Annotated in this window: 21 protein-coding genes and 1 tRNA gene; 10 read left to right on the plus strand and 12 right to left on the minus strand. The window is 34.9% G+C overall.

Features of this window, described 5'->3' with window-relative positions; genetic code table 11:
• Window positions 1-169: 169 nt before the first annotated feature.
• From GJV77_RS12340 to GJV77_RS12350, 3 genes are all read right to left on the minus strand, one after another.
• Entirely contained in the window at window positions 170-742 is a 573-nt protein-coding gene (locus tag GJV77_RS12340) for a hypothetical protein (RefSeq protein ID WP_155036659.1), read from the minus strand.
• Between the two features lie 170 nt (window positions 743-912).
• Window positions 913-1,929 carry a PTS transporter subunit IIC gene (locus tag GJV77_RS12345; RefSeq protein ID WP_155036660.1) on the minus strand — a complete coding sequence of 339 codons (1,017 nt, stop codon included), beginning with the start codon at window positions 1,927-1,929 and terminating at the stop codon, window positions 913-915.
• Between the two features lie 137 nt (window positions 1,930-2,066).
• Window positions 2,067-2,141: transfer RNA gene (locus GJV77_RS12350), tRNA-Pro, on the minus strand.
• Window positions 2,142-2,311: 170 nt separating this feature from the next.
• On the opposite strand from GJV77_RS12350, the gene trxB reads away from it, so the two are divergent.
• The 3 genes from trxB (at window position 2,312) to GJV77_RS12365 (ending at window position 4,993) form a co-directional block, all read left to right on the plus strand.
• Complete coding sequence (gene trxB / locus GJV77_RS12355; RefSeq protein ID WP_155036661.1) at window positions 2,312-3,253, plus strand: thioredoxin-disulfide reductase; 942 nt, start codon at window positions 2,312-2,314, stop codon at window positions 3,251-3,253.
• A 145-nt stretch (window positions 3,254-3,398) separates the two neighbouring features.
• Complete coding sequence (locus GJV77_RS12360; protein WP_155036662.1) at window positions 3,399-3,890, plus strand: hypothetical protein; 492 nt, start codon at window positions 3,399-3,401, stop codon at window positions 3,888-3,890.
• A 140-nt stretch (window positions 3,891-4,030) separates the two neighbouring features.
• On the plus strand, window positions 4,031-4,993 hold the full coding sequence (locus GJV77_RS12365; protein ID WP_155036663.1) for an ABC transporter ATP-binding protein: 963 nt from the start codon (window positions 4,031-4,033) through the stop codon (window positions 4,991-4,993).
• Window positions 4,994-5,027: 34 nt separating this feature from the next.
• Here GJV77_RS12365 and GJV77_RS12370 read toward each other — a convergent pair whose 3' ends face one another.
• Both GJV77_RS12370 and GJV77_RS12375 read right to left on the minus strand, forming a co-directional pair.
• Window positions 5,028-5,744, minus strand: coding sequence for a M949_RS01915 family surface polysaccharide biosynthesis protein (locus GJV77_RS12370; protein ID WP_155036664.1), 717 nt, complete (start codon window positions 5,742-5,744; stop codon window positions 5,028-5,030).
• A gap of 71 nt (window positions 5,745-5,815) precedes the next feature.
• Window positions 5,816-8,236, minus strand: a complete 2,421-nt coding sequence (locus GJV77_RS12375; RefSeq protein ID WP_155036665.1) for an alpha/beta hydrolase family protein — start codon at window positions 8,234-8,236, stop codon at window positions 5,816-5,818.
• Between the two features lie 143 nt (window positions 8,237-8,379).
• Here GJV77_RS12375 and GJV77_RS12380 point away from each other — a divergent pair, with 143 nt between their 5' ends.
• Complete coding sequence (locus GJV77_RS12380) at window positions 8,380-9,387, plus strand: 3-oxoacyl-ACP synthase III family protein (protein WP_155036666.1); 1,008 nt, start codon at window positions 8,380-8,382, stop codon at window positions 9,385-9,387.
• A 39-nt stretch (window positions 9,388-9,426) separates the two neighbouring features.
• Window positions 9,427-10,095 carry a sterol desaturase family protein gene (locus GJV77_RS12385; protein ID WP_155036667.1) on the plus strand — a complete coding sequence of 223 codons (669 nt, stop codon included), beginning with the start codon at window positions 9,427-9,429 and terminating at the stop codon, window positions 10,093-10,095.
• A 354-nt stretch (window positions 10,096-10,449) separates the two neighbouring features.
• Here GJV77_RS12385 and GJV77_RS12390 read toward each other — a convergent pair whose 3' ends face one another.
• The 6 genes from GJV77_RS12390 to GJV77_RS12415 form a co-directional block, all read right to left on the minus strand.
• Window positions 10,450-11,397 carry an endonuclease I family protein gene (locus GJV77_RS12390; RefSeq protein ID WP_155036668.1) on the minus strand — a complete coding sequence of 316 codons (948 nt, stop codon included), beginning with the start codon at window positions 11,395-11,397 and terminating at the stop codon, window positions 10,450-10,452.
• A 143-nt stretch (window positions 11,398-11,540) separates the two neighbouring features.
• Window positions 11,541-13,112 carry an endonuclease I family protein gene (locus tag GJV77_RS14970; RefSeq protein WP_240142868.1) on the minus strand — a complete coding sequence of 524 codons (1,572 nt, stop codon included), beginning with the start codon at window positions 13,110-13,112 and terminating at the stop codon, window positions 11,541-11,543.
• Window positions 13,113-13,223: 111 nt separating this feature from the next.
• Window positions 13,224-14,435, minus strand: a complete 1,212-nt coding sequence (locus GJV77_RS12400; RefSeq protein WP_155036669.1) for an RsmB/NOP family class I SAM-dependent RNA methyltransferase — start codon at window positions 14,433-14,435, stop codon at window positions 13,224-13,226.
• An 82-nt stretch (window positions 14,436-14,517) separates the two neighbouring features.
• A complete protein-coding gene (locus tag GJV77_RS12405; RefSeq protein ID WP_155036670.1) occupies window positions 14,518-14,958 on the minus strand; it encodes a hypothetical protein in 441 nt (146 codons plus the stop codon).
• A gap of 2 nt (window positions 14,959-14,960) precedes the next feature.
• Complete coding sequence (locus GJV77_RS12410; protein ID WP_155036671.1) at window positions 14,961-15,368, minus strand: hypothetical protein; 408 nt, start codon at window positions 15,366-15,368, stop codon at window positions 14,961-14,963.
• A 43-nt stretch (window positions 15,369-15,411) separates the two neighbouring features.
• Window positions 15,412-15,957 carry an RNA polymerase sigma factor gene (locus GJV77_RS12415; RefSeq protein WP_155036672.1) on the minus strand — a complete coding sequence of 182 codons (546 nt, stop codon included), beginning with the start codon at window positions 15,955-15,957 and terminating at the stop codon, window positions 15,412-15,414.
• A gap of 101 nt (window positions 15,958-16,058) precedes the next feature.
• Here GJV77_RS12415 and GJV77_RS12420 point away from each other — a divergent pair, with 101 nt between their 5' ends.
• Window positions 16,059-16,715, plus strand: a complete 657-nt coding sequence (locus GJV77_RS12420; protein ID WP_155036673.1) for an HAD family hydrolase — start codon at window positions 16,059-16,061, stop codon at window positions 16,713-16,715.
• Between the two features lie 142 nt (window positions 16,716-16,857).
• Window positions 16,858-17,373, plus strand: a complete 516-nt coding sequence (locus tag GJV77_RS12425) for a DUF2892 domain-containing protein (protein WP_155036674.1) — start codon at window positions 16,858-16,860, stop codon at window positions 17,371-17,373.
• A gap of 403 nt (window positions 17,374-17,776) precedes the next feature.
• On the opposite strand, the gene GJV77_RS12430 is transcribed toward GJV77_RS12425, so the two are convergent.
• Entirely contained in the window at window positions 17,777-19,369 is a 1,593-nt protein-coding gene (locus tag GJV77_RS12430; protein ID WP_155036675.1) for a peptide chain release factor 3, read from the minus strand.
• A gap of 327 nt (window positions 19,370-19,696) precedes the next feature.
• Between GJV77_RS12430 and GJV77_RS12435 the strand changes: the two genes are divergently transcribed.
• The 3 genes from GJV77_RS12435 (at window position 19,697) to GJV77_RS12445 (ending at window position 25,029) form a co-directional block, all read left to right on the plus strand.
• Window positions 19,697-20,572: a hypothetical protein gene (locus GJV77_RS12435; RefSeq protein ID WP_240142869.1), complete on the plus strand. Its 876-nt coding sequence runs from the start codon at window positions 19,697-19,699 to the stop codon at window positions 20,570-20,572.
• Window positions 20,556-21,932 carry a peptidylprolyl isomerase gene (locus GJV77_RS12440; RefSeq protein WP_155036676.1) on the plus strand — a complete coding sequence of 459 codons (1,377 nt, stop codon included), beginning with the start codon at window positions 20,556-20,558 and terminating at the stop codon, window positions 21,930-21,932. Before GJV77_RS12435 ends, GJV77_RS12440 begins: the two co-directional genes overlap by 17 nt.
• Before the next feature lie 334 nt (window positions 21,933-22,266).
• The gene (locus GJV77_RS12445) at window positions 22,267-25,029 is read left to right on the plus strand and encodes a bifunctional aconitate hydratase 2/2-methylisocitrate dehydratase (protein ID WP_155036677.1); all 2,763 of its coding nucleotides are present in this window, start codon (window positions 22,267-22,269) and stop codon (window positions 25,027-25,029) included.
• The last annotated feature ends 92 nt before the right edge of the window (window positions 25,030-25,121 follow it).

Genomic DNA, 25,121 nt, shown 5'->3' on the forward strand with positions numbered 1-25,121 from the left:
AATGACTAATGTTGCATTTATAACTTGAATTCACGTCATAAATTATAGTTAGATAGTAAACAGAAATACATATTATGAATTAAATCCTTTTGCTTTATGGACTACCTAAACCTAGACAACATTTGAATTGTAAAAAACTGAGCTTATTTTGTTGTAATTGGTGGGTACGCTAATTAAATCTCAACTCTACGCTATACAGAGGTTTTATTTTTATTAGTTTATATTGGTCATCATAAATAGGACTATAAAAATAGAGGTACACAGAATTTTTAAATTCATTTATTGGTATTGTTTTTTTATTGTGTAAATCATTTAATGTTCGGATAGTTCTTTTAGCAGTCCAATGTTCATTAGTTCCTTGAGGGGAATGGTCGAATCGATGGTCTTCTGGACTAGTAAAATGCCAATAGTTAGGAGCTTGATCGGATAGTAATAATTCTCTGTTTGGATTAAATGGGTAATCTGCCATCGCATAACTTTTAAACCAAGGTTGTTGTAATTCATAATCCGCTAAGGTAGCAGTGTAAAGTTCTTTAGTTGTAGTTATCCCAATGAGAAAACTTGTTAAGTGTTCTGCGGTAATTTCAAAAGTAAATTCCTCGCTTTTTAAATTAATAATTCCATCTTTCGCTGGAATCAATTCTCCATTTTGAATCACGTTTACACTAATATTACCTTCTTGTGACCAACTGTTTGTACTCGTTAAGAGGATTAATAAAAGGCTAAGAACTAATCTTGTCATGTTAATATTATTTAAGCTTATCTTCGTTGAGATAAAGTTTTTTTCTATTTAAATTCTTTTAAAGGTAAGCGAATCTAGCTAATAAATAAAGTCGAAATTGTAATTGCTTAGTAGTTTATGGTTTGAAGTCTTAGCGCTGTTTGTTTTCAGGAAAATAAACTATTTACTAATTAAAACAATTTCATATCTCCATCTTTGATCCATTGTTTCTTTTTCATGATATAATATATCAAATAAGACAACAAGATTGGTAATATAATTTGCAAACCTAGAATTGCCAATAAAATATATGAAGTAGAGTAGGTGTCTTTCATAGCGTTAAAAGTACCTATTTGACCGACTAATCCACAACTTCCCATACCAGATTCTAAAGGTGTGTTTTGCATATTGAAGAATAGAATGGCTATTGGAGCAATTATTGCAGATGACAGTGTAGGAGGAACCCATATTCTCCAGTTTTTATAAATATTAGGCACTTGTAGCATACTTGTACCTATACCTTGTGCTAATACCCCTTTAAATCCATTGTCTTTGAAACTAATTGTAGCAAATCCAATCATCTGAGCACAGCAACCTATGGTAGCAGCGCCTGCTGCTAAACCATCTAATTGCAGCATTAAACATAGTGCAGCTGATGAGATAGGTAATGTCAATGCCATTCCTACAACAACTGCGATTACTACTCCCATGATAAGTGGGTTTGCTGCTGTAGAGAGTATGATAACTTGACCGATCCATTGCATAGCCTGATTGACACTTGGTCCAATTAATTGAGCTAATAAAACACCTACTAATACTGTGACTATTGGAGTGATTACAATATCAATTTTAGTTTCTCCAGCAATGGCTTTGCCAGCTTCTACGGCGATTATTGATGTGATAAATACACCTAATGGACCTCCTAATTGATAGGCTGCTATTCCTACGACTGCGGATGAAAATAATACTAATTGGGGAGCGCGTAAACTATAAGCAATAGCAAGTGCAATTACTGGTCCTGTAGCTTGATTGGCAAATGGCCAGATGACGTCTTTTAAAAAAGGAATACCCAATTCTTCTCCTATCGTTTTTAGAATTGTTCCGACGAGTAGGGTAGCGAATAATCCATAAGCCATCGCCCCCATTGCCTCAATAAAATAACGCTTGCCTGAGATTTGTATATTTTTTTTTTGTAAAAACTCTTTCATTTATAGTGTTTGATTGAATAGTAGTTGGCAGTAGCTAGATAGTTGGCTCCATTTTTTTGATTAATCTGGATCAAAGTTAAAAAGTTGGGGGAAGTTAGCAAAATAAAAAAGGAACCACTAAAAAGTGGTTCCTTTCGTCGGGGTGGCAGGATTCGAACCTGCGACCTCCTGCTCCCAAAGCAGGCGCGATGACCGGGCTACGCTACACCCCGCTAGACTTATTTTGTCATTGCGAGTGCAAAGGTATAATAATATTTATTACGTGCAAGAAAAAAACGAATAAATTTTAATTATTGCACTATTTGTTTTTTCTGCAGCAAGTAGTTTTGTAAAGCGGATAAATAAACTATTTTTGTTACACTAACAATAAAAACAAATCATTATGTCAGATATAGAAAGAGTAAAATGTTTGATTATCGGTTCGGGACCGGCTGGATACACAGCCGCTATTTATGCAGCTCGTGCTAATATGGATCCTGTTATGTATCAAGGGATGCAACCTGGAGGACAATTGACGACAACGAATGAAGTAGAGAACTTCCCAGGGTATCCTGACGGAATTACGGGACCTGAAATGATGATGCAATTACAAGCACAAGCACAGAGATTTGGGACAGATGTTCGTGATGGTTGGGTAACAAAAGCGGAATTAAAGGGTGATGTGAAAAAAGTATGGGTAAACGAAACAACTGAAATTCATGCGGATACTGTTATTATTTCAACTGGTGCGACAGCAAAGTATTTAGGGCTTCCATCAGAACAACATTATTTGGCTCAAGGTGGTGGTGTATCGGCTTGTGCTGTTTGTGATGGGTTCTTTTACCGAAATCAAGAAGTAGTTATCGTTGGAGCTGGAGATTCAGCATGTGAAGAAGCACATTACCTATCTAAACTATGTAAAAAAGTAACGATGTTAGTGCGTAGTGAAAAGTTTAGAGCTTCTCGTATTATGGAAGAACGAGTACTTAATACAGAAAATATAGAAGTTCTATTAAATACTGAAACTGTTGAGGTCTTAGGAGATGGAAATGTGGTGACAGGTATTCGCGTATTGGATAAATCAAAAGGAGAAGAAAGAGATATTGAAGCTACAGGATTCTTCGTAGCAATAGGTCATAAACCAAATACCGATATTTTCAAAGAAGAATTAGAAATGGATGAGACGGGATATTTGTTTACGAAAGGTAAAACTAGTAAGACAAATATTGAAGGTGTATTTGCTTGTGGAGACGTTCAAGATAAGGATTATCGTCAAGCGATTACAGCTGCAGGGTCAGGGTGTATAGCAGCATTAGATGCAGAGCGTTATTTAGCGAGTAAATAATATAAATTTATATTTGTTGTTAAACGTCAAGTGGCTTCGGCTACTTGACGTTTTTTATTTATTTTTAGTTGTTAATTTTTAGTTAATAAAAAAATGATTATGTTTGTATTTTATATAATTAATCTAACCATTAACTAAATTGTTTATGAGAAAATTTAAAAGTATTCTTTATTTATTGTTCTTTTCGTTATTGTTTGCGTCGTGTAGTAATGATGATTTACCTTATTCAGTACCAGGTCCTTCTACTGAATTGCCAGAAACTCCCGAGCCAGTAGAGAAAGATATTCTTGTTGCTAAATGGACTGTTAATGGTTTGTTTCTCAATGATATGGATTTGCAATTGAACGATTGTGAGAAAACCGCAACGATTGACTTTAAAGAAGATGGTACACTAGAAGAACACATTGTAGAGTTTGATTGTAAGGTAAGAGAAGGAGAGTTTTTAGGTACTTGGAAAAAGGTAGCAGATAATAACTATGAGATTAGAACATCTGTTGAGAGTTCAAATGCTTATTTTAACGATGCTGAGTTTTTCGAGATGACTGTTGTTAATGAACAAACGATTAGACTCTCTCAAGAGTTGCAAAACGAAGGAGAAAATGCGTATGTGTTAACTCTTGAATTAGTTAAGAAATAATTATTTCTTAGAAAATTGATAAAAAGGAAAAGCAAAGGTATTGATTTCAAGGTCTTTGCTTTTTTTGTGCTTTCTTAAGTATTGATAAGCGATAATTCCCTATAGGATATTGTTATATTTGCACTGATTAAACGATAGACATGTTAGTAGTAAATAATATAGCATATAGTTATACTGAGGGATTGCCTATTATCAAAGGGGTAAGTTTCTCTGTAGAAAAAGGAGCTAATATAGCTTTGATTGGAGAGAGTGGATGTGGAAAGAGTACGTTGTTGAAGTTGATTTATGGATTGTATGATTTGGATCAAGGAGAAATACATTGTGGAGATAAACGTGTACTAGGTCCTGCTTACAATCTTGTTCCAGGAATGGACAATATGCGTTATTTAGCACAAGATTACGATTTAATGCCTCATATTAGTGTTTATGAAAACATAGGTAAGTTCCTGTCGAACTTTGATCTAGTCGGAAAAAAGAAGCGCATTGAAGAACTCTTAGAGGTTGTTGGTCTAGTTGAGTATGCGGATACTTTGGTAAAGTATTTGAGTGGTGGACAACAACAACGCGTAGCTATTGCTCGTGTACTAGCTTCAGAACCTGAATTGCTTTTATTAGACGAACCATTTAGTCATATTGATTATTCGCGTAGAAGTGTGTTAAGACGTGATTTGTTTGCTTATTTAAAAGAAAAGGGAATTGCTTGTATTGTTGCAACACACGATAGTCTTGATACTTTAGGCTTTGCTGATGAAACGATTGTATTGAAAGAAGGTCAAATTATCGACATGGGAGATACAAGAGAAGTTTATGAGCATCCGATAAATAAATATGTAGCATCACTATTTGGGGAGGTTAATGAATTGATGATTTCGGACTTTACAGGTCTAAAGTTAAACGATGAAGCATTGTATGTTTATCCTCATCAGTTAATGCGTTCAAGTCAGCGTGGACAATTAGATGTGATTGTTACGGATTGTTATTTTAAAGGCGATGGTTATTTAGTTAAGTGTCTATTCCAGGGGAATAGAGTTATTTATTTTAACCATCCTTTATTTATTGAAAAGAATACAGAAATTAAGTTAGCACTTAAAAAGTACGAATAAAGAAAAGCCCGATCATAAATAATCGGGCTTTTCTTTATTCGTAAGGGTAAGCTATTGTTTCAATACATTTGAAAGTATTCCATCGTTTACTCATAAAGTCAAAAAAGATAGGAGAGTCAGTAAGGTTATTACTCGGGGTGTAAATGCTTCCGTCTAGGTAGGTTGGAAGTGCTTGACAATACATTGTTTCACCTCTAAGCGCATATTTTGTCGAATTCTCGTAGAGCATAAACTTAAGTGTATCATTACTGACATCTCCTCTGCACATAAGGATATAGGGGAAACTAATTTCAGCGATTCCATTTTCATTGAGGTCAGTTATTCTTAGTTGATGTTCTATGAAGTATACTTTGTAGTCGATTGGAATACAGTCGATATAGTCATATAGGCGCCAAGTGCGTTTATATTCTTTATGGCTACTGTTTTTTGTAAACAAATAAGCGTAGAGCTCTGTACGATTTCCATTATCATTTGTATTGTGTGTACCATTACTGCTAAGTATCAAGATATTTTCACCTAATTTATCATACCATTTTAAGGCTTCAATGATTGTCCCCTTATACTCTAGTTGATTAGGTATTTGTGCGTATTGAATCTTATGTAGGTTAAAGTTAGTTGTAGACTGAATGGAATCAAGTATCGATAGGCGAACTTCTGGACGAATTTCTTCGTATTGTCTGTATAAGCTATTTTCTTGACTGTAATTTACACAAGACAATAACAAACAGTATAGAGTTAGTACTTGTTTCATAATTGCTCACTTTTAGAATAAAGTTAAATAAAAAAGCCCAGCCTGAGCTGAGCTTTCTATTGCGTATATAATTACTTTTTATTCTTTAAGTTTTTCTCTAAGAATTGATCTTGTTCCCATAGCAGGTGTAAGATATTTTCTTTGGCAACATATCCATGACTTTCTTTAGGAAGGATAACCATTCTTACTGGAGCTCCTAATCCTTTTAAAGCTTGAAAATAGCGTTCCGTTTGCAAAGTAAATGTTCCTGGGTTATTATCTGCCTCACCGTGTACTAATAACATAGGTGTTTTCATTTTTTCGGCATTCATAAAAGGAGACATTGTATTGTATACTTCAGGTACTTCCCAGTAATTTCTTTGTTCTCTTTGGAATCCAAAAGGTGTTAGTGTACGGTTATAAGCTCCACTACGTGCAATACCTACGGCAAATAAATCAGAATGTGTCAATAAGTTTGCAGTCATAAAAGCACCATAAGAGTGTCCACCTACACCTACTTTTGTTCTGTCGATATATCCTAATGCATCTACAGCGTCAATAGCTGCCTTTCCATTTGCTACTAATTGCTCAACGTAAGTATCGTTTGGCTCTTTGTCTCCTTCTCCTACGATAGGGAAAGCTGCGTCATCTAATACAGCATATCCTTTAGTTACCCAGTATATAAACGATCCGTAAGAAGGGAAAGTGAATTCATTAGGGTTAGAAGTTACTTGTCCAGCACTTTTCTTGTCTTTGTATTCTGTAGGGTAAGCCCAAATTAAAAGAGGAAGTTTTTCCTTTTTAGCTTTTAAGTCATATCCTTTAGGTAGGTATAAAGTACCTGATAACTCTAAACCATCTTCTCTTTTGTACTTAATCACTTCTTTGTGTACACCGTCTAATGAAGCAAATGGGTTTTTAAATTTTGTAATTGCTTTTAAATCATTTTTCTTCTTGATGTTTCTGAAGTAATAGTTTGGGTATTCAGTAGGCGATTGAATAGATACTAATACAGTACCTTTTTTGATATCTTCAATTGATTGAATAGTCTCTTTCTTGTCAGTATAAGTTGACTGATATAGACGTTTTGTCTTTAAATTTTTAATATCGAATTCATCAATGAAAGGGAATTGTCCTTTAGCACTAAAACCATCGCCGATTAAGTACATCTTATTATTTTCGATATTAAGTACATAGCGACCATATTCATTTCTCTTTGTTTGAAAATCTCCTGGGTCACTATAAACATCTTGTGAGTTTCTATCTTCAATTTTGATTGGCTTGTCATTGAATTTAGAAGGATCAATGATGAAAGTACGCGTATTTCTAGTATCATACCATCCGTCAGAGACTAAGGCTATGTTGTCAGTTCCCCAAGCAATTCCTCCATAGCGTTGCGTTAATTTAACAATAGGTTGTGGTGCTTGATCAAATGGAGCTTTCCAAGTAAATACCTCATCTCTGTACTCAACCTCGTTGGCTGGATCACCATTATCTAGTGCTTCTACGAAATATAATGTAGCTGGTTTATCAGCTCTCCATCCCATATTTCTTTTTCCTTCACGCGTAGCCATAAACCCTTTAGGCATGATTTCGTTTAGAGGTATTTCATTTACTACTTTAACTTCATTTCCTTCTTTGTCAAATACGACAGTTTTCATTGGGAAACGGTTTAAAGTTACTAAATAAGAATAAGGCCTCTCAATAGTAGTAAGCATGAGATATTCTCCATTAGGAGAGAATGTTTGAGATACATATAGGTCTCCTTTCTTAAATAAACTTTGATTTCCATTGAGGTCAACTTTGTGTAATTCAGAAGTTACTAATGTTTCAAAGTTAGTTTCGTCTGTTTTATTTTTTAAAAGGTCTTGATAAGTTCTGTTTTGAGAGACAACACCTTCACTCACCGATACAATAGGACCTGTAGGAATATTGTTTTTAGTGTCAATTAAAGCAGGGCGATTAGCAGGAATAACGCTGATAAGCAAACTTTTACTGTCTTTGAACCAAGTTGTAGGATTTCCTAAATTAGCATTTAGATTGTCTTTGGTTAATTTAGTTGCTTGAGCAGTTTTAATATCTAATACCCATAATTCTACACCTTTTTCTGTAGTGTGCGTAAAAGCTATTTTAGTCTGGTCTGGAGACCAAGAAATATTAGCAATACGTGGATTAGCAGGTAATCCCTTTACTTGTGTTTCTTGTGAATCTTTAAGTTTTCTTACTTTTAGATTAGTGATATAAGTAGTCGTGCTAGAAATATTGGTATTTACATCAATGCGTAATCCAGCTAATCTCATTTCATTAAGATTCAAGTCAGCAAGTGTCTTATAGGTACTTCTATAAGTAAGTAGCATATACTCTTTGTTGTCATCGATAGATATTCTAGGAGCTCTTTCGAAGTCAGCTAATTCTAGAATCTCTTGTGAGGGCTTTTGATAAGTGATGTTTTCTTGTGCGTACATAGTCGTTACCAAAAATAATGATAATAAGGATGCTTTTATCAATTTCATATTTTTAAGTTAAGGGTTAGTTTGCGAATATAGATTAAAATTTGTAAAGTAAAAACAGGGGAGTTGTGATTTGTATTATATTTAGTATAGTTAAGTGATGAAAAAATGTATTTTTGTTACTTCAAAATTAAAACTATATCGTAATGTTTAGATCTAAAATAAGTGGTTTGGGATATTATGTTCCTGAAAATGTTGTGACAAATGATGATCTTTCAAAGATTATGGACACCAATAATGAATGGATTGTAGAGAGAACAGGTATTCATGAGAGAAGACATAAGAAATTAGAAGAGGATACTACTTCTGGTATGGGAGTGAAAGCAGCTCGTATTGCAATGGAACGTGCAGGAGTTGAAGCAAAGGATATAGACTTTGTTGTCTTTGCTACTTTGAGTCCGGATTATTACTTTCCAGGGCCGGGAGTACTTTTACAAAGAGATTTAGGACTGAATAACGTTGCTGCATTAGATATTAGAGCGCAATGTTCTGGATTTATTTACGCGTTGTCTATTGCTGATCAATACATAAAGACTGGTATGTACAAGAACGTACTTGTCGTTGGATCTGAGGTTCATTCAGCGGGATTAGATATGACGACAAGAGGTAGAGGTGTGTCTGTTATATTTGGTGATGGAGCGGGGGCAGCAGTATTGACTCGTTCGGAAGATGATTCGAAAGGATTGTTATCTACTCATATTCACTCGCAAGGTGAACACGCAGAGGAATTAGCTTTGATAGCTCCTGGAATGGGTGGTAGATGGGTAACTGATATTTTGAAGGATAATGATCCAGAAGATATTAGTTATACACCTTATATGAATGGACAGTTTGTATTTAAAAATGCAGTAGTTCGCTTTAGCGAAGTTATCAATGAAGGTCTGGAGGCGAATAATTTGAAGGTGGAAGATATTGACATGTTAATTCCTCATCAAGCTAACTTGCGTATCTCTCAGTTTATTCAAAATAAGTTTGGTTTATCAGATGATAAAGTGTTTAACAACATTATGAAATATGGTAACACAACTGCGGCATCAGTCCCTATTGCATTGACTGAAGCATGGGAACAAGGAAAAATAAAAGAAGGAGATTTAGTTGTGTTAGCTGCTTTTGGTAGTGGATTTACGTGGGGTAGTGTTATTATTCGTTGGTAAAATTTATTATATTAGCTTGTCTATTAAGTTAATATAAATATGAAATTTGAAAAAATTAATAATAAAGGACAAGCAGTACTATTTAAGAATCCTTATCTAGAAATGTTGACCAAAGGGCATCCTGCTGTAATATGGGGTATGTATATCCCTTTGTTATCCTATATTCTTTACTTAGGCTATAGGGATTATAATTTTAAAGTTCAAAGTATTGTTCTGCTGTTTTTCGGTGGAATGATATTTTGGACTTTTTTTGAATATATAGCTCATCGTTTTATCTTTCATTTAATTAGTGATAAAAAGAGTTTACAGCGTTTTGCTTATGTGATGCATGGTAATCATCATCATTATCCAAGAGATCGCCAGCGTTTGTTTATGCCACCTGTTCCCAGTATTATTTTGGCAGCATTGATACTAAGCGTGATGTATCTTATGATGGGAAGTTATGCTTTCGGTTTTTTTCCAGGTTTTATGATTGGTTATTTGTTATATGCTTCCATGCACTATGCTATTCATGCGTTTGCTCCTCCATTCAAGTTTATGAAGCCCTTATGGCGCAATCATCATTTGCATCATTACAAAGATGAACATTTAGGTTTTGGGGTGAGTAATACTTTTTGGGATAGAATCTTTGGGACGATGTTTGACTTAGATAAGGAAAGAGAAGACAAAGAAAAAGTCAAAGAGTTGATGTTTAGAAAAAAACAATAATGATAATAGCGAAAATGGGTTGTACAAAGTGTACAACCCATTTTCATATAATTAAAAGTGTGAAGAAAAGTTCTTATTTGTTAATCGCTTTTGCGATTGCTTTTAGATTGAAAAGGATACCCAAAGATAGCTATAAATATTTAGTTACAAGGCTTCCCGTTAGCCTAATTGTCAACTGTTGGCGGTGTTTAAAAGGAAGATGTTCTCCGATTATTTGTTTTCCAATAAGTTAGTGGTAGAGCGGAGTTGTAATATAAAATGATTACATATAATCTAATAAACGTCAATCGTAAAAATGACAAAAGGTCAAAGACGATGTCTTTAACCTTTTGTGTATAGGTGTAATCTATATTTTTATTTCCAACGGTTTTGAGCCTCAGGCCCTCCCCAAATTGCTGTAGCTAAATGTGGATTATCAATGAATGGGTTGCGGTTTCCTTGTGCATAACTATTCTTGGTATTTCCAAGGTACTCGTTTCTTTGAATTTCAAGTGGAGATACTTCATCTGTGGCATTCCATTCTAATAATAAATCAATCATTTTAGGATCTACCTTATTGGCTGATCCAATTGCTACTCCTGATGGTTTACATTGATCGCCATATCGGATATACATATACATCATCATACGAGCGACATCGCCTTTCCACTCGTCACCTGGGTACCAACCTCCAGATACAGATCCTGAATTACCATTACCCTTAACGAATTTTAAATTACCTCTTTTACCATTCCATTCTACATCTGCAGGTCTAAGGTGATGTAAGTCTGAATTTGCGCTATAGTTTTCCTCTAAATTTGGTATTCCTAATGCTCTAGCATATACGTGTTCTCGATTCCATTCTCCTTGATCTCCTCCATGCTTGTTTTTATCTCTAGTATAGGCTTGTGTGCCTTGAGTGGTTCCTTTAGTCCCATAAATTAAGTAAACACTTTTGCCGTCAGGTGTCACGTCTGTTATTTTTAACGCTTCCCATAGTTTTGGGGTATATCCAAGTGAATTAACATGCTTTGTTTCTGTAAGGTCTGCTAGTTTTTCTTTTAGTTCCATTCCTGATAGTTTACTAAAATCAATAGTTGAGTAGTAATCTCTTTGATCGGCAGGGATAACATAGCTACCTGGCTTTGTAGGATCTGTCGGTCCTGTTGGATCAGTAGGTCCAGTAGGATCTGTCGGTCCTGTTGGATCAGTTGGCTTTTCTGTGTTTGGTCCTTCTGTCGGATCCGTTACAATAGGATCTTTTGTGCAAGCATAAACTGCTAGAGACACACCTAGTACTGCTAGAAATACTTTTTTCTTCATGGTGTAATATTTAATTAGAATTAAAAGTGAGTTTTACTTTTAAGTGCTTTTGTTGTTAATGGTTTAACTGCCATAAAATTACTGCTATTTCTACAAATAAAAAAGGCTTCTTGAAAAAGAAGCCTTTAGTTGTTTTTGTTATCCTATTTCCAACGATTTTGAGCCTCAGGCCCTCCCCAGATCGCTGTAGCTAAATGTGGGTTGTCGATAAATGGATTACGGTTTCCTTGTCCATAGTTATTACTAGCATTTCCAAGGTATTCGTTTCTTTGGATTTCTAAGTCAGATACTGGATCAGCAGCATTCCACTCGAGTAGTAAATCTACCATTTTAGCATCTACTTTGTTTTTAGATCCAATTGTTACTCCCGTAGGAAGACATCTGTTTTCGTATCGGATATACATATACATCATCATACGTGCGACATCACCTCTCCATTCATCACCTGGGTACCAACCTCCAGATACAGATCCTGAATTACCATTACCCTTAGCGAATTTTTTATTTCCACGTGTAGAGTTCCATCCGGTATCAGAAGGTCTTAAGTGGTGAGCATCAGCTCCTGGTCCTGAAGTACCAAGGTTTGGTGTACCAAGTGATTTAGCATAGGTATGTTCTCTGTTCCAATCTGTTCCACCTCCTCCGTTTGCATTTACACTTCTAGTATAGGCTTGTCTACCTGATGTTTGTCCTTTGTGACCATATAATAGATATACGTTTCTTCCATCAGGAGTTAGATCAGCTTGTTTTAAAGCACTCCATACTCCAGTGTAACTTAATGTTCTTTTGTGTGTTTTTTGAACTAAATCTCCTAAAGCATCGCGAAGTGCTATTCCTGATGTTTTAGCAAAGTCTATTGATGAATAGTATGCTTTTTGATCATTTGGAATAGTGTATTCACCTGGATTGCTAGGTTCTGTTGGATTCGTAGGTTCTGTTGGTTCATCAGGTTCTTTATCGTCGAAAGAAATATTGCTGATTAATAAATCATAGTTTCCATTCTTTCCTACTTTAAGTGCGAAAAGTGACCCTTGTTTTGATTTGTTGTAATCTACATTGGTTAAATTAAGTGTTATCTTAATCCAGTTGTGTGCTTGAATGTTTACGTCGAAATAGTCATTTTGACCTGTATCCGCCTTACCATCTTGCATGTTAGCTGTCTTGTTGATAGTTAAATCACTTGTAAGATTGACAACTTCTTTGTTTTCAATTTGTTTGTCTGTGCGTAAGTTAAATACATCATAATCAATTCCGTTGTTTTTATAAACATTCATTGATAATGATTTATCTGCGCTACCTTTTACAAAAAAGGTGATTGTTTTTGCGTTAGTAGGGACAGATTGATTTTCAACGGTAAAGATATAGTTGTTTCCAGGAGCTTTTCCTTTGATCTCTAAGGCGTTATTTCCATCTTTTCCTTTTCCTGTTACAACTTTTGCATAAGTTTGTAATTTATACTTGTTTAACGAGTTTAGAAAGGCTGTTGGATCATTAAAGTTTGCTATTACTTCTGGGTTTCCGTCATCAACGCCAGTTTCGCCATTAGTAGGTGGGGTAACAGGATCTGTAGTTCCTCCGTTGTCTCCTCCATTACCAGGATTTGTGGGTTTTTCTGTTTCATTTGGAACAGTAGGTTCCGTAACTATAGGATCTTTGGTACACGAAAGTATAGCCATAGCAAATCCTAAAGCTAAAACAAATGAAGCTTTTTTCATTTTAAGGGTGTTTTTAATTAAAATTATAAGTGAATTTAGTGTGGGTTGTTTGTTTAGTGGGTAGACTTTGTTTTTTACTTATACTTTTAAAGTTTGTTTGTTTCTTTAGGGTTATTTTCTTTCTAATAGAGCCATGTAAAAACCGTCAAAACCTGATTCGTGGGCAAGAATCTTGTGGTCTTCGACGAATGTAAAATCTTTACCAGCTTCACTAGCTAAGAAGTGTTGTATTTGTTTCTCGTTTTCTGATGGAAGAATAGAGCAAGTGGCGTACACAAGTTTTCCTCCTGGTTTTACGATTTTAGAGTAATCTCTAAGTACTTGACGTTGTACTTCTTTTATTTCTTCTACAAACGCTGGTTTAAGCTTCCACTTGCTGTCTGGATTTCTTTTCAAAACTCCTAGACCACTACATGGTGCGTCTATTAAAACGCGATCAGCTTTCTCGTGTAGTTTTTTGATTGTTTTTGTTCCTTCTATGATTCTGTATTCGATATTGAAAGCTCCGTTGCGCTTTGCACGAATTTTCAATTGCTTCTGTTTACTTTCATAGATGTCCATAGCGATGATTTGACCTTTATTCTCCATTAGAGAGGCAATGTGAAGGGTTTTTCCTCCTGCTCCTGCACAAGTATCTACTACGCGCATACCTGGTTTTACGCCTAGTAATGGGGCTACTAGCTGAGATGAAGCATCTTGTACTTCAAATAAACCTTCTTTGAATGCGTCTGTAAGGAATACGTTAGCTCTTTCTTTCAGAATTAAAGCATCGGGGTATTCTTTTGGTTTGATTGTTTCTATATCTAAGTCCATTAAGATAGAGAACAATTTGTCACGTGTAGTTTTTAATGTGTTTACACGTAATATGACACTCGCTTGTTGGTTTTGTGCAGCTAATTCTTTTGTCCATAGCTCTTCTCCCAACTCTTTCACACCCAATTCGTCCATCCAATCTGGTATAGATTCTTTGAATTTTCTTGTTTTTGTCAATTCATCAAAACGTCCTTTGATACGGCGAACAGGTGTATTTTCAAAATACTTCCAATCTGGAAGATTGTATCCTCTCAGTACAGCCCAAACAGCAAATATACGCCAAGCGTCATCTCTGTTGTATGGTTCTTTTACTTCAGCAATTTCTGCATATAATCGTTTCCAACGTACTATTTCATAGATTGTTTCTGCCACGAATTTGCGGTCTGAACTTCCCCAGCGCTTGTCTTTTTTCAAAGCTCTCGCTACAACTTTATCCGCGTATTCTCCTTCATTGAAGATAGCTAGGATTGAATCTATTACTGTAAATACAAGGTTTCTATGTAATCTCATTGATGATAATAATAAAATAGCTGACAAATATACGGCATTTGTCAGCTATTCTCCTATGTTTAATGTTATTTTATCGTTATTGTTATTTTCCTTTTTCTCTGTATTTTCTCAGTAGTTTTCGATTGAAGTCTTCTTCTGCTTTTTTGAGTAAAAGAATTTTTTTGTTCGATAGAATCTTCTTTGCTTCATGGAGAAAGTCTCTCCTTGTAGTAAAGTAGGCTTCTTCGAAATCCAATAGTGCTGTAATCTTTGCTGCCGCATCTTTTTCAGTGGTTGATTCGATCACTGAGATATCGCTCTTCTTGATAAAGCGAACAATCTCACTGTGGCGCAGTTCTGACATTTTGTTGTCATAGATGTTGTATAGTGGCCAAAATTTCTCGGCTTCTTTACTAGTTAGATCTAGCACAGAAGTCAAATGGGCTATTTTCAAAGAGTGTATTTGTTCTTTGTGTTCCTGGTCTTGTGCTTGTACTATTTGTAAGCTTAGTAATAGAAAGAGTAGGGATATGATCTTTTTCATAATTAATCGGAAATATAATATTCTAAATCAATGCTAGATAAGACATATTCATTGATTTGTTGTTGATTTAACGGAATGGATTGTTCTAATTCTTTAATATCTTGTTCATCAAAAGCTTCTATAAATTCTGGTGATAATGCAATTGCAGGATTGTATTCTATGTAGTTTATAATAGCTTCATTTTGTATTTTTTCGTTTTTGTGCTGCTTGTAGTATAGGCTACTTCCGATAACTAAGGCAATTGTAGCCGCTATGCCGCTGTAGTAAGAAAGCTTATATTTTTTGGTGGGTGTTTTCTTAGAGTTGTTATTCTCTTCGATTTTTGACATCAGTCTATCGTCAAAAGAGTCAAAGTAGGACTCTGGTGTTTTGAATAATGTGTCTTTTTTAAAGGGAATTTTTGTACTCATAATAAGATCCTTTTGTAGTTAGACGAAAATAATTGGTTGTGGTTTAATTGTTTTGTAAATATTGTTCGATTTTTTTTACGGCGTGGTGATAAGAGGCTTTTAAAGCACCAACACTTGTGTCTAATATTTCTGATAGTGATTCATAGTCAAGTTCTTGGTAATAACGCATTTTAAAGACTAGTTGCTGTTTTTCAGGAAGTGTGTTGATTGCTTTTTGTAAAAGTATCTCTGCGGCTTCACCATCGAAGAGACTGTCTGCTTGTAGCTGATCGATGGTTAATTCGTTGAGTTCGGCAGTAGATATTCGCTGTATCCTACTTTTTGATTTCAAAAAATCGAGTGCTTGATTAGTAGCAATGCGATACATCCATGAGAAGAGTGAGCTGTTTTCTTTAAAGGTGTCGATGTTGTTGTAGATTTTTATAAATGTTTCCTGAAGTATATCATCTGTATCATCATGTGTGTACACGATTGAACGAATTTGATAATAAAGTCTTTCTTTATATAGGGATAGCAAAACGCGGAAAGCCTCGTTCTTTGACGTGGGGTCTTTGAGTTGTTTTACTAAATCTGCATCTTCAGTAGTCAAGGCTGTAAAATAATATATAGATTAGTTCTAATTACGGGTGAGTAAAAATAGGTAAACTCTATCATATAATATGGATAGTATTCTTATTTTTGCCTCAAAAAATGGTAAAAACAGTCATTTTTGACATGGATGGGGTAATCGTTGATACCGAACCAGTACATCGATATGCTTATCACGCTCATTTTGCAGAGTTAGGGATTGATATTAGTGAGCACGTGTATAATTCATTTACAGGGCATTCAACAAAGAATACTTATGAGCGCATAAAAGAGTTATATGGAGTAGAAGGTGAGGTTAACGATTTAGTGCTGAGAAAGCGCTTTTTGTTTAATGAGTCTTTTGATACTAAGCCCGATTTAGAGTTAATTGACGGGGTAAGAGAGTTGATCGTAGGGCTACATGAATCAGGAGTCGAATTGATCATTGGATCATCTGCATCTAAGAGTACGATTAATCGCGTGTTTAAACGTTTTGAGCTGTACCCTTATTTCACACATATTGTTAGTGGAGAGGATTTTCCTAAGTCTAAGCCTGATCCTGCTATTTTTTTATCTGCCGCTTCGTTAGCGGTGTGTAGCGATAAAGAACATTGTGTGGTCATTGAAGATAGTACAAATGGTATTAAAGCGGCAAATGCTGCAGGTATTCGCGTAATTGGATATAAGAGTGAAAATTCTAAACAACAGGATTATACTGGCGCAGATTATATCGTTCGCGACTTTCGCGATATTAGTGCGAAATACATAATGGATCTATAGAAGTAGGTTGTCAATACTAGTGCTTAAAGTGTATTGATTGCTGTAGGTGTAAAATCCTTGATAGAATTAGGTGTCTTTTATTTTTTAGCTATTGATAATTTTGTAAATTTGCGTTCTTTGATAATAAACGCAAAATATATAAATGTTTCACAGGTATATTAAATTAGGTATTGCGGCTGTATTGTTTGTAGCAGCTGTATGGCAATTCGTAGAAGGAAATATTGGTAACGGTATTTTCTTATTGTTCTTAATGGGATTAATCATCTTGTTATATTTTAAGAACGAGTATATTATCCTTGCTTTCTTTAAATTGAGAAAACAAGATTTTGAAGGTGCTCAAAAATGGTTAGATAAGATCAAAAATCCAGAAACTGCACTAGTGCGTAAGCAAAATGGATACTATAATTACCTTATGGGAATTATGACTTCTCAAACGAATTTGAACGCTTCTGAGAAATATATGAAAAAAGCGATAGAGCTTGGATTAAATATGGATCAGGATTTAGCAATGGCTAAGTTACAACTTGCTGGAATCGCAATGACAAAACGAAGAAAAATTGAAGCACAAAAATTGCTTAGTGAAGCACAAAAGCTAGATAAGCAAGGGATGCTAAAAGAGCAAGTGAAAATGATGAAAGAACAAATGAAGAGAATGTAATTTTAGATGTAAATAATATAGAAGCCTGCTAGGATTGACTAGTAGGCTTTTTTTTGTGCTTTATGTTAGACGACCTGGTACAGCATAACTTTTAAAAATAGTATAGCCATGAACAATACTATCATAGGAATGCTGGTGTTGATTGTGTTTTTTAGTATCTGATAGTCTGAATAGTATTTAGAAGGAAGAGAGGGGGATTTTTGTTTAGATTTTTTTATCCTTGTCAAACGTTTTTTGCATGATAGCGATATGATGAGGATATGATAGGGGAGTGGTCGGGATATTTTTGATTAAAAAGCCCCGATCATATCCCGACCATTCAAAAATCTAGAAAAGATTTGAATGCAAAAAAAAACGCTTAAGATCACTCTTAAGCGTTAGGTGTTTTTTGTGTATTGATATACTATTTAATTTCTTCTGATGTGAAGCCTAGCTTCACAGAAGGGAATTTGCTTTGTGTCATTTGGATAGAGAAATCACTATCGGCTAAGAATACTAATTGGCCTGATTTGTCATGCGCTAAGAATTTTTGTTTAATACGCTTAAACTCTTTGAATTCTTCACTTTTAGGGTCTTCTGGACGTACCCAGCACGCTTTGTATGCAGGGAAGTTTTCATACGTACACTTAGCTCCATATTCGTGCTCTAGACGGTACTGGATTACCTCATATTGTAGGGCACCTACTGTACCGATTACTTTACGACCGTTCATTTCTAGGGTAAATAGCTGGGCAACTCCTTCGTCCATTAATTGGTCAATTCCCTTTTCTAATTGTTTTGACTTTAATGGATCAGCATTATTGATATAGCGGAAGTGTTCAGGTGAGAAACTAGGGATACCTATAAAGCTCATGATTTCACCTTCTGTAAGTGTATCGCCAATTTTAAAGTTACCTGTATCGTGAAGACCTACAATATCACCTGCATAAGAAATATCAACGATTTCTTTTTTCTCAGCAAAGAATGCATTTGGACTAGAGAATTTTAGTTTTTTTCCTTGTCTTACGTGTAGGTAAGGAGTGTTTCTCTCAAAAGTACCTGATACAATTTTAATGAAAGCTAAACGGTCTCTGTGTTTTGGATCCATATTCGCGTGAATTTTGAATACGAAACCAGAAAATTTGTCTTCTTTTGGGTCTACAATACGAGTATCTGATTCTTTTGCTCTTGGAGATGGTGCGATTTGAATAAAACAGTCTAATAGTTCGCGTACTCCAAAATTGTTTAATGCTGAACCAAAAAATACAGGTTGTAGCTCTCCATTGATATATTGCTCTCTGTCAAATTCAGGATAGATTCCCTCAATGATTTCAAGTTCTTCTCTAAGTTTATCGGCAGCTTTATTTCCTACTAACTGATCTAGTTCACCAGTAGCTAAGTCAGATACGCTGATGACATCTTCAATGTTTTTTCGGCTGTCCTCACTGAATAGGTTAATGTTCTTTTCCCAGATGTTATAAATACCTTTGAAGTCGTATCCCATACCGATAGGGTAGCTAAGTGGTGTAACTTTAAGTTGAAGCTTTTGTTCTACTTCATCCATTAGGTCGAAAGCATCTCGTCCTTCACGGTCAAGTTTATTGATGAAAACAATCATAGGGATATTTCTCATACGACAAACCTCCACTAATTTTTCAGTTTGTTCCTCAACCCCTTTAGCTACGTCAATCACTACGATCACGCTATCTACTGCTGTTAGTGTTCTAAAAGTATCTTCCGCAAAGTCTTTGTGACCTGGCGTATCTAGAATATTGATTTTTTTGTCTTTATAATTAAACGCAAGAACAGATGTTGCTACAGAGATTCCCCTTTGACGTTCAATTTCCATAAAGTCAGAGGTAGCTCCTTTTTTGATCTTATTGTTTTTTACAGCACCAGCCTCTTGGATAGCTCCACCAAAGAGTAATAATTTTTCTGTTAAGGTTGTTTTACCAGCATCGGGGTGAGCAATTACACCAAAGGTTCTTCTGCGTTCAATCTCTTTTAAAAAACTCATTATTCAAATATTTTTAGGATACAAAAGTAGTTATATTTTATCTAAATTGATATTTTTTATTCCTTTCTGATTTTAGAAGAGAAGTAAGTAGGTTAGGAGATGTGTTTTTTGTTTGGTATATTAACAATAATTTGTGTGTGTAATAGATACAAAAGTGAGTGTTGTATGCGTTGTAAGGTAGTTTTTAATAGAGGTGTTATTCAATAAAAAGATGTTTTTGTGGTTTAGATAGTAAATAGAGTGAATATTTTAACCACTTATAATAAGGAAGAGAAGCATATTTCGCTATTTTTGTAAGATTTAGTGCCTAAAATGAAATAATAAGCAATGAGTAGATTAATCAAATATAGTCAGCGTGCTATTTGGATCATGTTTTTAACTGTAGGCTTAGTATCTTGTAAGACGGATGGGGAAGAAGTGGATACTAGTAATGCAGTAGCAAGAGTGAATAGCACTTATTTAGATAAGAATAAGGTAGAAGATGTAGTGCCTTTAAAGGTTACAGGACAAGATAGTATTGCTTATGTACATCGATTTATTGATAAATGGGCTACAAAACAGTTGTTGATTGAAGTAGCTCAATTGAATTTAGATGAGGATAGAGTTGTAGAGATAGAGCGATTGGTAGAGAGTTTTAAATCAGACTTATATATCAAAGCATATCTAGAGCGCTTAGTGCAAAATCGAATAGATACAGTGATTTCAGATACACAAATGCGCGAGTATTACGATATGTACAAAAAGAACTTTCTAGTTGACGATATGCTTATTCAGTTTGCCTATATTAATGTATTGAACGATAATAGTAATTTCTCAAGTATTAAGAAGAAGTTTAATTCTAGTAAAGTGAGTGAGTTTAATTCATTAGAAAATTTATCTTTGCAAATGAAGTCGTACTATTTAAATGATAGTACATGGGTAGAGATATCTAATATTTATGATCGTTTACCATTTATAAATGTAGAGAACAGTAAGAATTATATACGATCAAATAATAGATTTGAACATGCTGATAGCGTTAGTACATATTTTGTACGTGTAAAGTCAGTAATCCCTAAAGGGGGTGTTTTTCCGTATGAGTTTATCAAAACTTCTCTTCGCTCATTAATCATTAATGATAGAAAAGTAGAGTTGATGAAACAAATACAAGAAGATATAATAAAGGATGCAAAAAATAATAAGAGATATGAAATTTTTGAATAAGAAGACCTTACTAGCGATAGCTATGTCATTGTCTTTTGTAGGTTTATCCCAAAGTCAAGCACAAAATCACAAACGTAAGATTGATGGAGTAGTGGGAGTCGTAGGTAAGTACGTGATTTTGGATTCTGATATAGATAAAACATTGCTAGAGTTAAAAGCACAAAAAATTCCAGTAGGTAGTTTATCTCGATGTGAGTTATTTGAAAAGTTATTAGAAGATAAGTTATTCGCGCACCAAGCGTTACAAGATAGTTTAGATGTTCCTGATGCAGAGGTAAACTCGTTCATGACAGACCAGATAAACGGTATGGTAGAGCAAGTGGGGTCTATGGAGAGTATCTTAGCGTTTTACAACAAGAAGAATGAAGAAGAGTTTAGAGAATACTTCTTCGAAATTGTAAAACAAAATAAGTTGACACAAAATATGCAGAAGCATATTGTAGATAAAGTAACGATTACTCCAGAAGAAGTACGTCAGTTTTACAAAGCAATTCCAGAAGGTGAGTTGCCAACGATAGGTGATGAAGTTGAGATAGCAGAGATTGTAGTTCGTCCGGAAGTGTCTAAAGAGCAAAAGCAGAAAGTTATTGATCGTCTGAATGAAATGCGTACAGATGTGTTAGATAATGGAGCTAGTTTTTTTAGTAAAGCAGTATTGTTTACGGATGACAAAGGGTCAGCGACCAATGGAGGATTCTATTCAATTAATAAGCGTTCACCATTCGTAAAAGAGTTTAAGGAAGTCGCTTTTAGTATGGCAGAGGGAGAGATTTCAAAACCATTTGAGACAGAGTTTGGTTTTCATATTATCTATTTAGAGAAAATTAGAGGACAAAACTTAGATTTAAGACATATACTTTTGGTACCAAAACCAACAGATGAGGCCTTAGAGGAAGCGAAGAAAAAAATCGAGAGTATCCGTGAGAAAATAGTGAATGGAGAGATAAGTTTTGCAGATGCAGCAGCAGCCTCTTCTGATGATAAAGAAACAAAACAGAATGGAGGGATTCTAAAACATCCTATGACGATGGATCCGCGTTTTGAATTAAACAATATGGACGATCGTGAATTGTACCAATTAGTAGCAAATCTGAATGAAGGAGAGGTATCTCAACCAGCACTTAAATACGATTATCGAAAACAAGAGAAGACGTATAGAATTGTAACGGTTAATAAAAAATACCCAGCACACACCATGGACTTTGCTGAAGATTATATGAAGATTAAGAACCTAGCTTTAAATAAAAAGCAAGGAGAAGAACTTCAAAAGTGGGTGGCGAAGAAGATTAAAGATGCTTATATCAATATTCAGGGTGAATTTCGCGAGTGTGAATTCCGTAATAATTGGTTGAAAAAATAAGAATATCACAATTAGAAATAAAAAAAACGACATTTTAGCAATATGCTTTAATGTCGTTTTTTTATAAAATAGGGACGATATATTATAATATGGTATTTTAAGCATTAAAAAATGATTAAAATAAGATTATAAGTTTGTTATTATTAAAATTATTGAATTTTATTTATTGAAATAGAATGTTTACGAATAATAATTTTTGTATTTACGTGTTTCATTAAAAATTTTTGAAAATAAATTAGTTTGATTAAATTTGCGTTGACAAAAAAAATAACACAGATAGGTTGGTTGGTATATTTTGTATTCCTACTACCTTGTACTAAATAGATAATGAACTATGAGCCTTTACAAGGATTACATCAACGAGATTGAAGAAAGAAAAAATCAAGGACTTAACCCTAAGCCTATTGATGGTGCTGAATTACTAAGTGAAGTTATAGCACAAATAAAAGACACAGCAAACGAATACCGCGAGGATTCTTTAAAACTGTTTATTTACAACGTTTTACCTGGTACTACAAGTGCTGCAGGTGTTAAAGCTAAATTTTTAAAAGAGATTATCTTAGGAGAAGTTGTAGTAAGTGAAATTACTCCTGCTTTTGCTTTCGAATTATTATCTCACATGAAAGGTGGTCCTTCTATTGCGGTCCTTCTTGATTTAGCTTTAGGTAATGATGTAGCTATTGCTGAGCAAGCTGCTAAAGTACTTAAAACACAAGTATTCTTATACGATGCTGATTTAGATCGTTTGAAAGAAGCTTTCTTAGCAGGTAATGTTATTGCAAAAGATATTGTAGAGAGTTATGCTAAAGCTGAGTTCTTTACTAAATTACCTGAGGTAGCTGAGAAAATAGAAGTAGTTACTTTCATTGCTGGTGAAGGAGATATCTCTACTGACTTATTATCGCCAGGTAATCAAGCTCACTCTCGTTCAGACCGTGAGTTACACGGACAGTGTATGATTAGCCCAGAGGCTCAAAAAGAAATTAGAGCACTGCAAACATTACACCCAGGAAAGAGTGTAATGTTGATTGCTGAGAAAGGGACTATGGGAGTTGGATCTTCAAGAATGTCTGGAGTAAATAACGTGGCTTTATGGACAGGTAAACAAGCAAGTCCTTATGTGCCATTCGTAAACATCGCTCCTATCGTAGGAGGTACTAACGGTATATCTCCGATCTTCTTGACTACAGTTGACGTAACTGGAGGTATTGGTCTAGACCTTAAAAACTGGGTAAAGAAAACAGATGCTGAAGGGAAAGTAGTATTAAATGAAAAAGGAGAGCCAGTATTAGAGGAAGTTTACTCTGTCGCTACAGGTACTGTATTAACTATCAATACAAAAGCAAAAAAATTATATAACGGAGAGAAAGAACTTATCGATATCGCTAAGGCTCTTACTCCACAAAAAATGGAGTTTATTAAAGCAGGTGGTTCTTATGCTATTGTATTTGGTAAAAAGATCCAAACATTCGCTGCTAAATTATTAGGAACTCCTGCTCCTGTAGTTTTTGCACCTTCTAAAGAAATCTCTATCGAAGGACAAGGATTAACAGCTGTTGAGAAAATCTTTAATAAAAATGCAGTAGGTGTAACTTCAGGAAAAGTATTACACGCTGGTTCTGACGTACGTGTTGAAGTTAATATCGTAGGATCTCAGGATACTACTGGATTAATGACTGCTCAAGAATTAGAAGCAATGGCTGCTACAGTTATTTCTCCTATCGTTGATGGGGCTTACCAATCAGGATGTCACACTGCTTCTGTATGGGACAAAAAAGCACAAGCTAATATCCCTAAATTAATGAAGTTTATGAACGATTTCGGATTAATTACAGCACGTGACCCTAAAGGGGAGTACCACTCAATGACTGACGTTATTCATAAAGTATTGAATGATATAACTATTGATGACTGGGCAATCATTATTGGTGGTGACTCTCACACGAGAATGTCTAAAGGGGTTGCTTTTGGTGCGGATTCAGGAACAGTAGCACTTGCATTAGCTACAGGTGAGGCTTCTATGCCAATTCCAGAGTCTGTAAAAGTTACTTTCAAAGGAGATATGAAACAACACATGGACTTCCGTGATGTGGTTCATGCTACTCAATCTCAAATGTTGAAACAATTCGGAGGAGAGAACGTATTCCAAGGTAGAATTATCGAAGTTCACATCGGAACTCTTCTTGCTGACCAAGCGTTTACATTTACTGACTGGACTGCTGAAATGAAAGCGAAGGCATCTATCTGTATTTCTCAAGATGATACATTAATTGAATCGTTGGAAATAGCTAAGAGTCGTATTCAGATCATGATTGACAAAGGTATGGATAACAAGAATCGCGTACTTCAAGGGTTAATCAACAAAGCTAATAAACGTATTGAAGAGATTAAATCGGGCGATAAACCTGCTTTGGCTCCAGATACAAATGCTAAGTATTACGCTGAGGTTGTTATTGATTTAGATATTATAGAAGAGCCAATGATTGCTGATCCAGATGTAAACAATGAGGATATTTCTAAGCGATATACACACGATACCATTAGAGATTTATCTTTCTATGGAGGAGATAAAAAAGTTGATCTTGGTTTCGTAGGTTCATGTATGGTGCATAAAGATGACTTAAAGATTGTTTCTCAGATGCTTAAAAATCTTGAAAAGCAAAATGGTGAAGTTAAGTTTAATGCTCCATTAGTAGTGGCTGCTCCAACTTACAACATTATTGATGAGTTGAAAGCTGAAGGAGATTGGGAATATTTACAAAAATATTCAGGATTTGAGTTTAGCGACTTATTACCAAAAAACAATGCACGTACAGAATACGAGAATATTATGTACTTAGAGCGTCCTGGTTGTAACTTATGTATGGGTAACCAAGAGAAAGCAGCTAAAGGAGATACAGTAATGGCTACATCTACTCGTTTGTTCCAAGGACGTGTAGTAGAAGATTCTGAACGTAAAAAAGGGGAGTCTTTATTAGCTTCTACTCCAGTAGTAGTATTATCTGCTATCTTAGGTAGAATCCCAACTATCGAAGAATATAAAGTTTCTGTAGAGGGAATTAACTTAACGAAGTTCAAACCTATTTCTACTAAATAATTAGAATAGATTTATAAATACAAAGCGAGGTAGTCTGTATAGATTACCTCGCTTTTTTTAGTGTGCCCAGCATGGGCAATAACTATAGGGTG

It is taken from the genome of Myroides pelagicus, from assembly GCF_009711055.1.
Taxonomy (GTDB): Bacteria; Bacteroidota; Bacteroidia; order Flavobacteriales; family Flavobacteriaceae; genus Flavobacterium; species Flavobacterium pelagicum.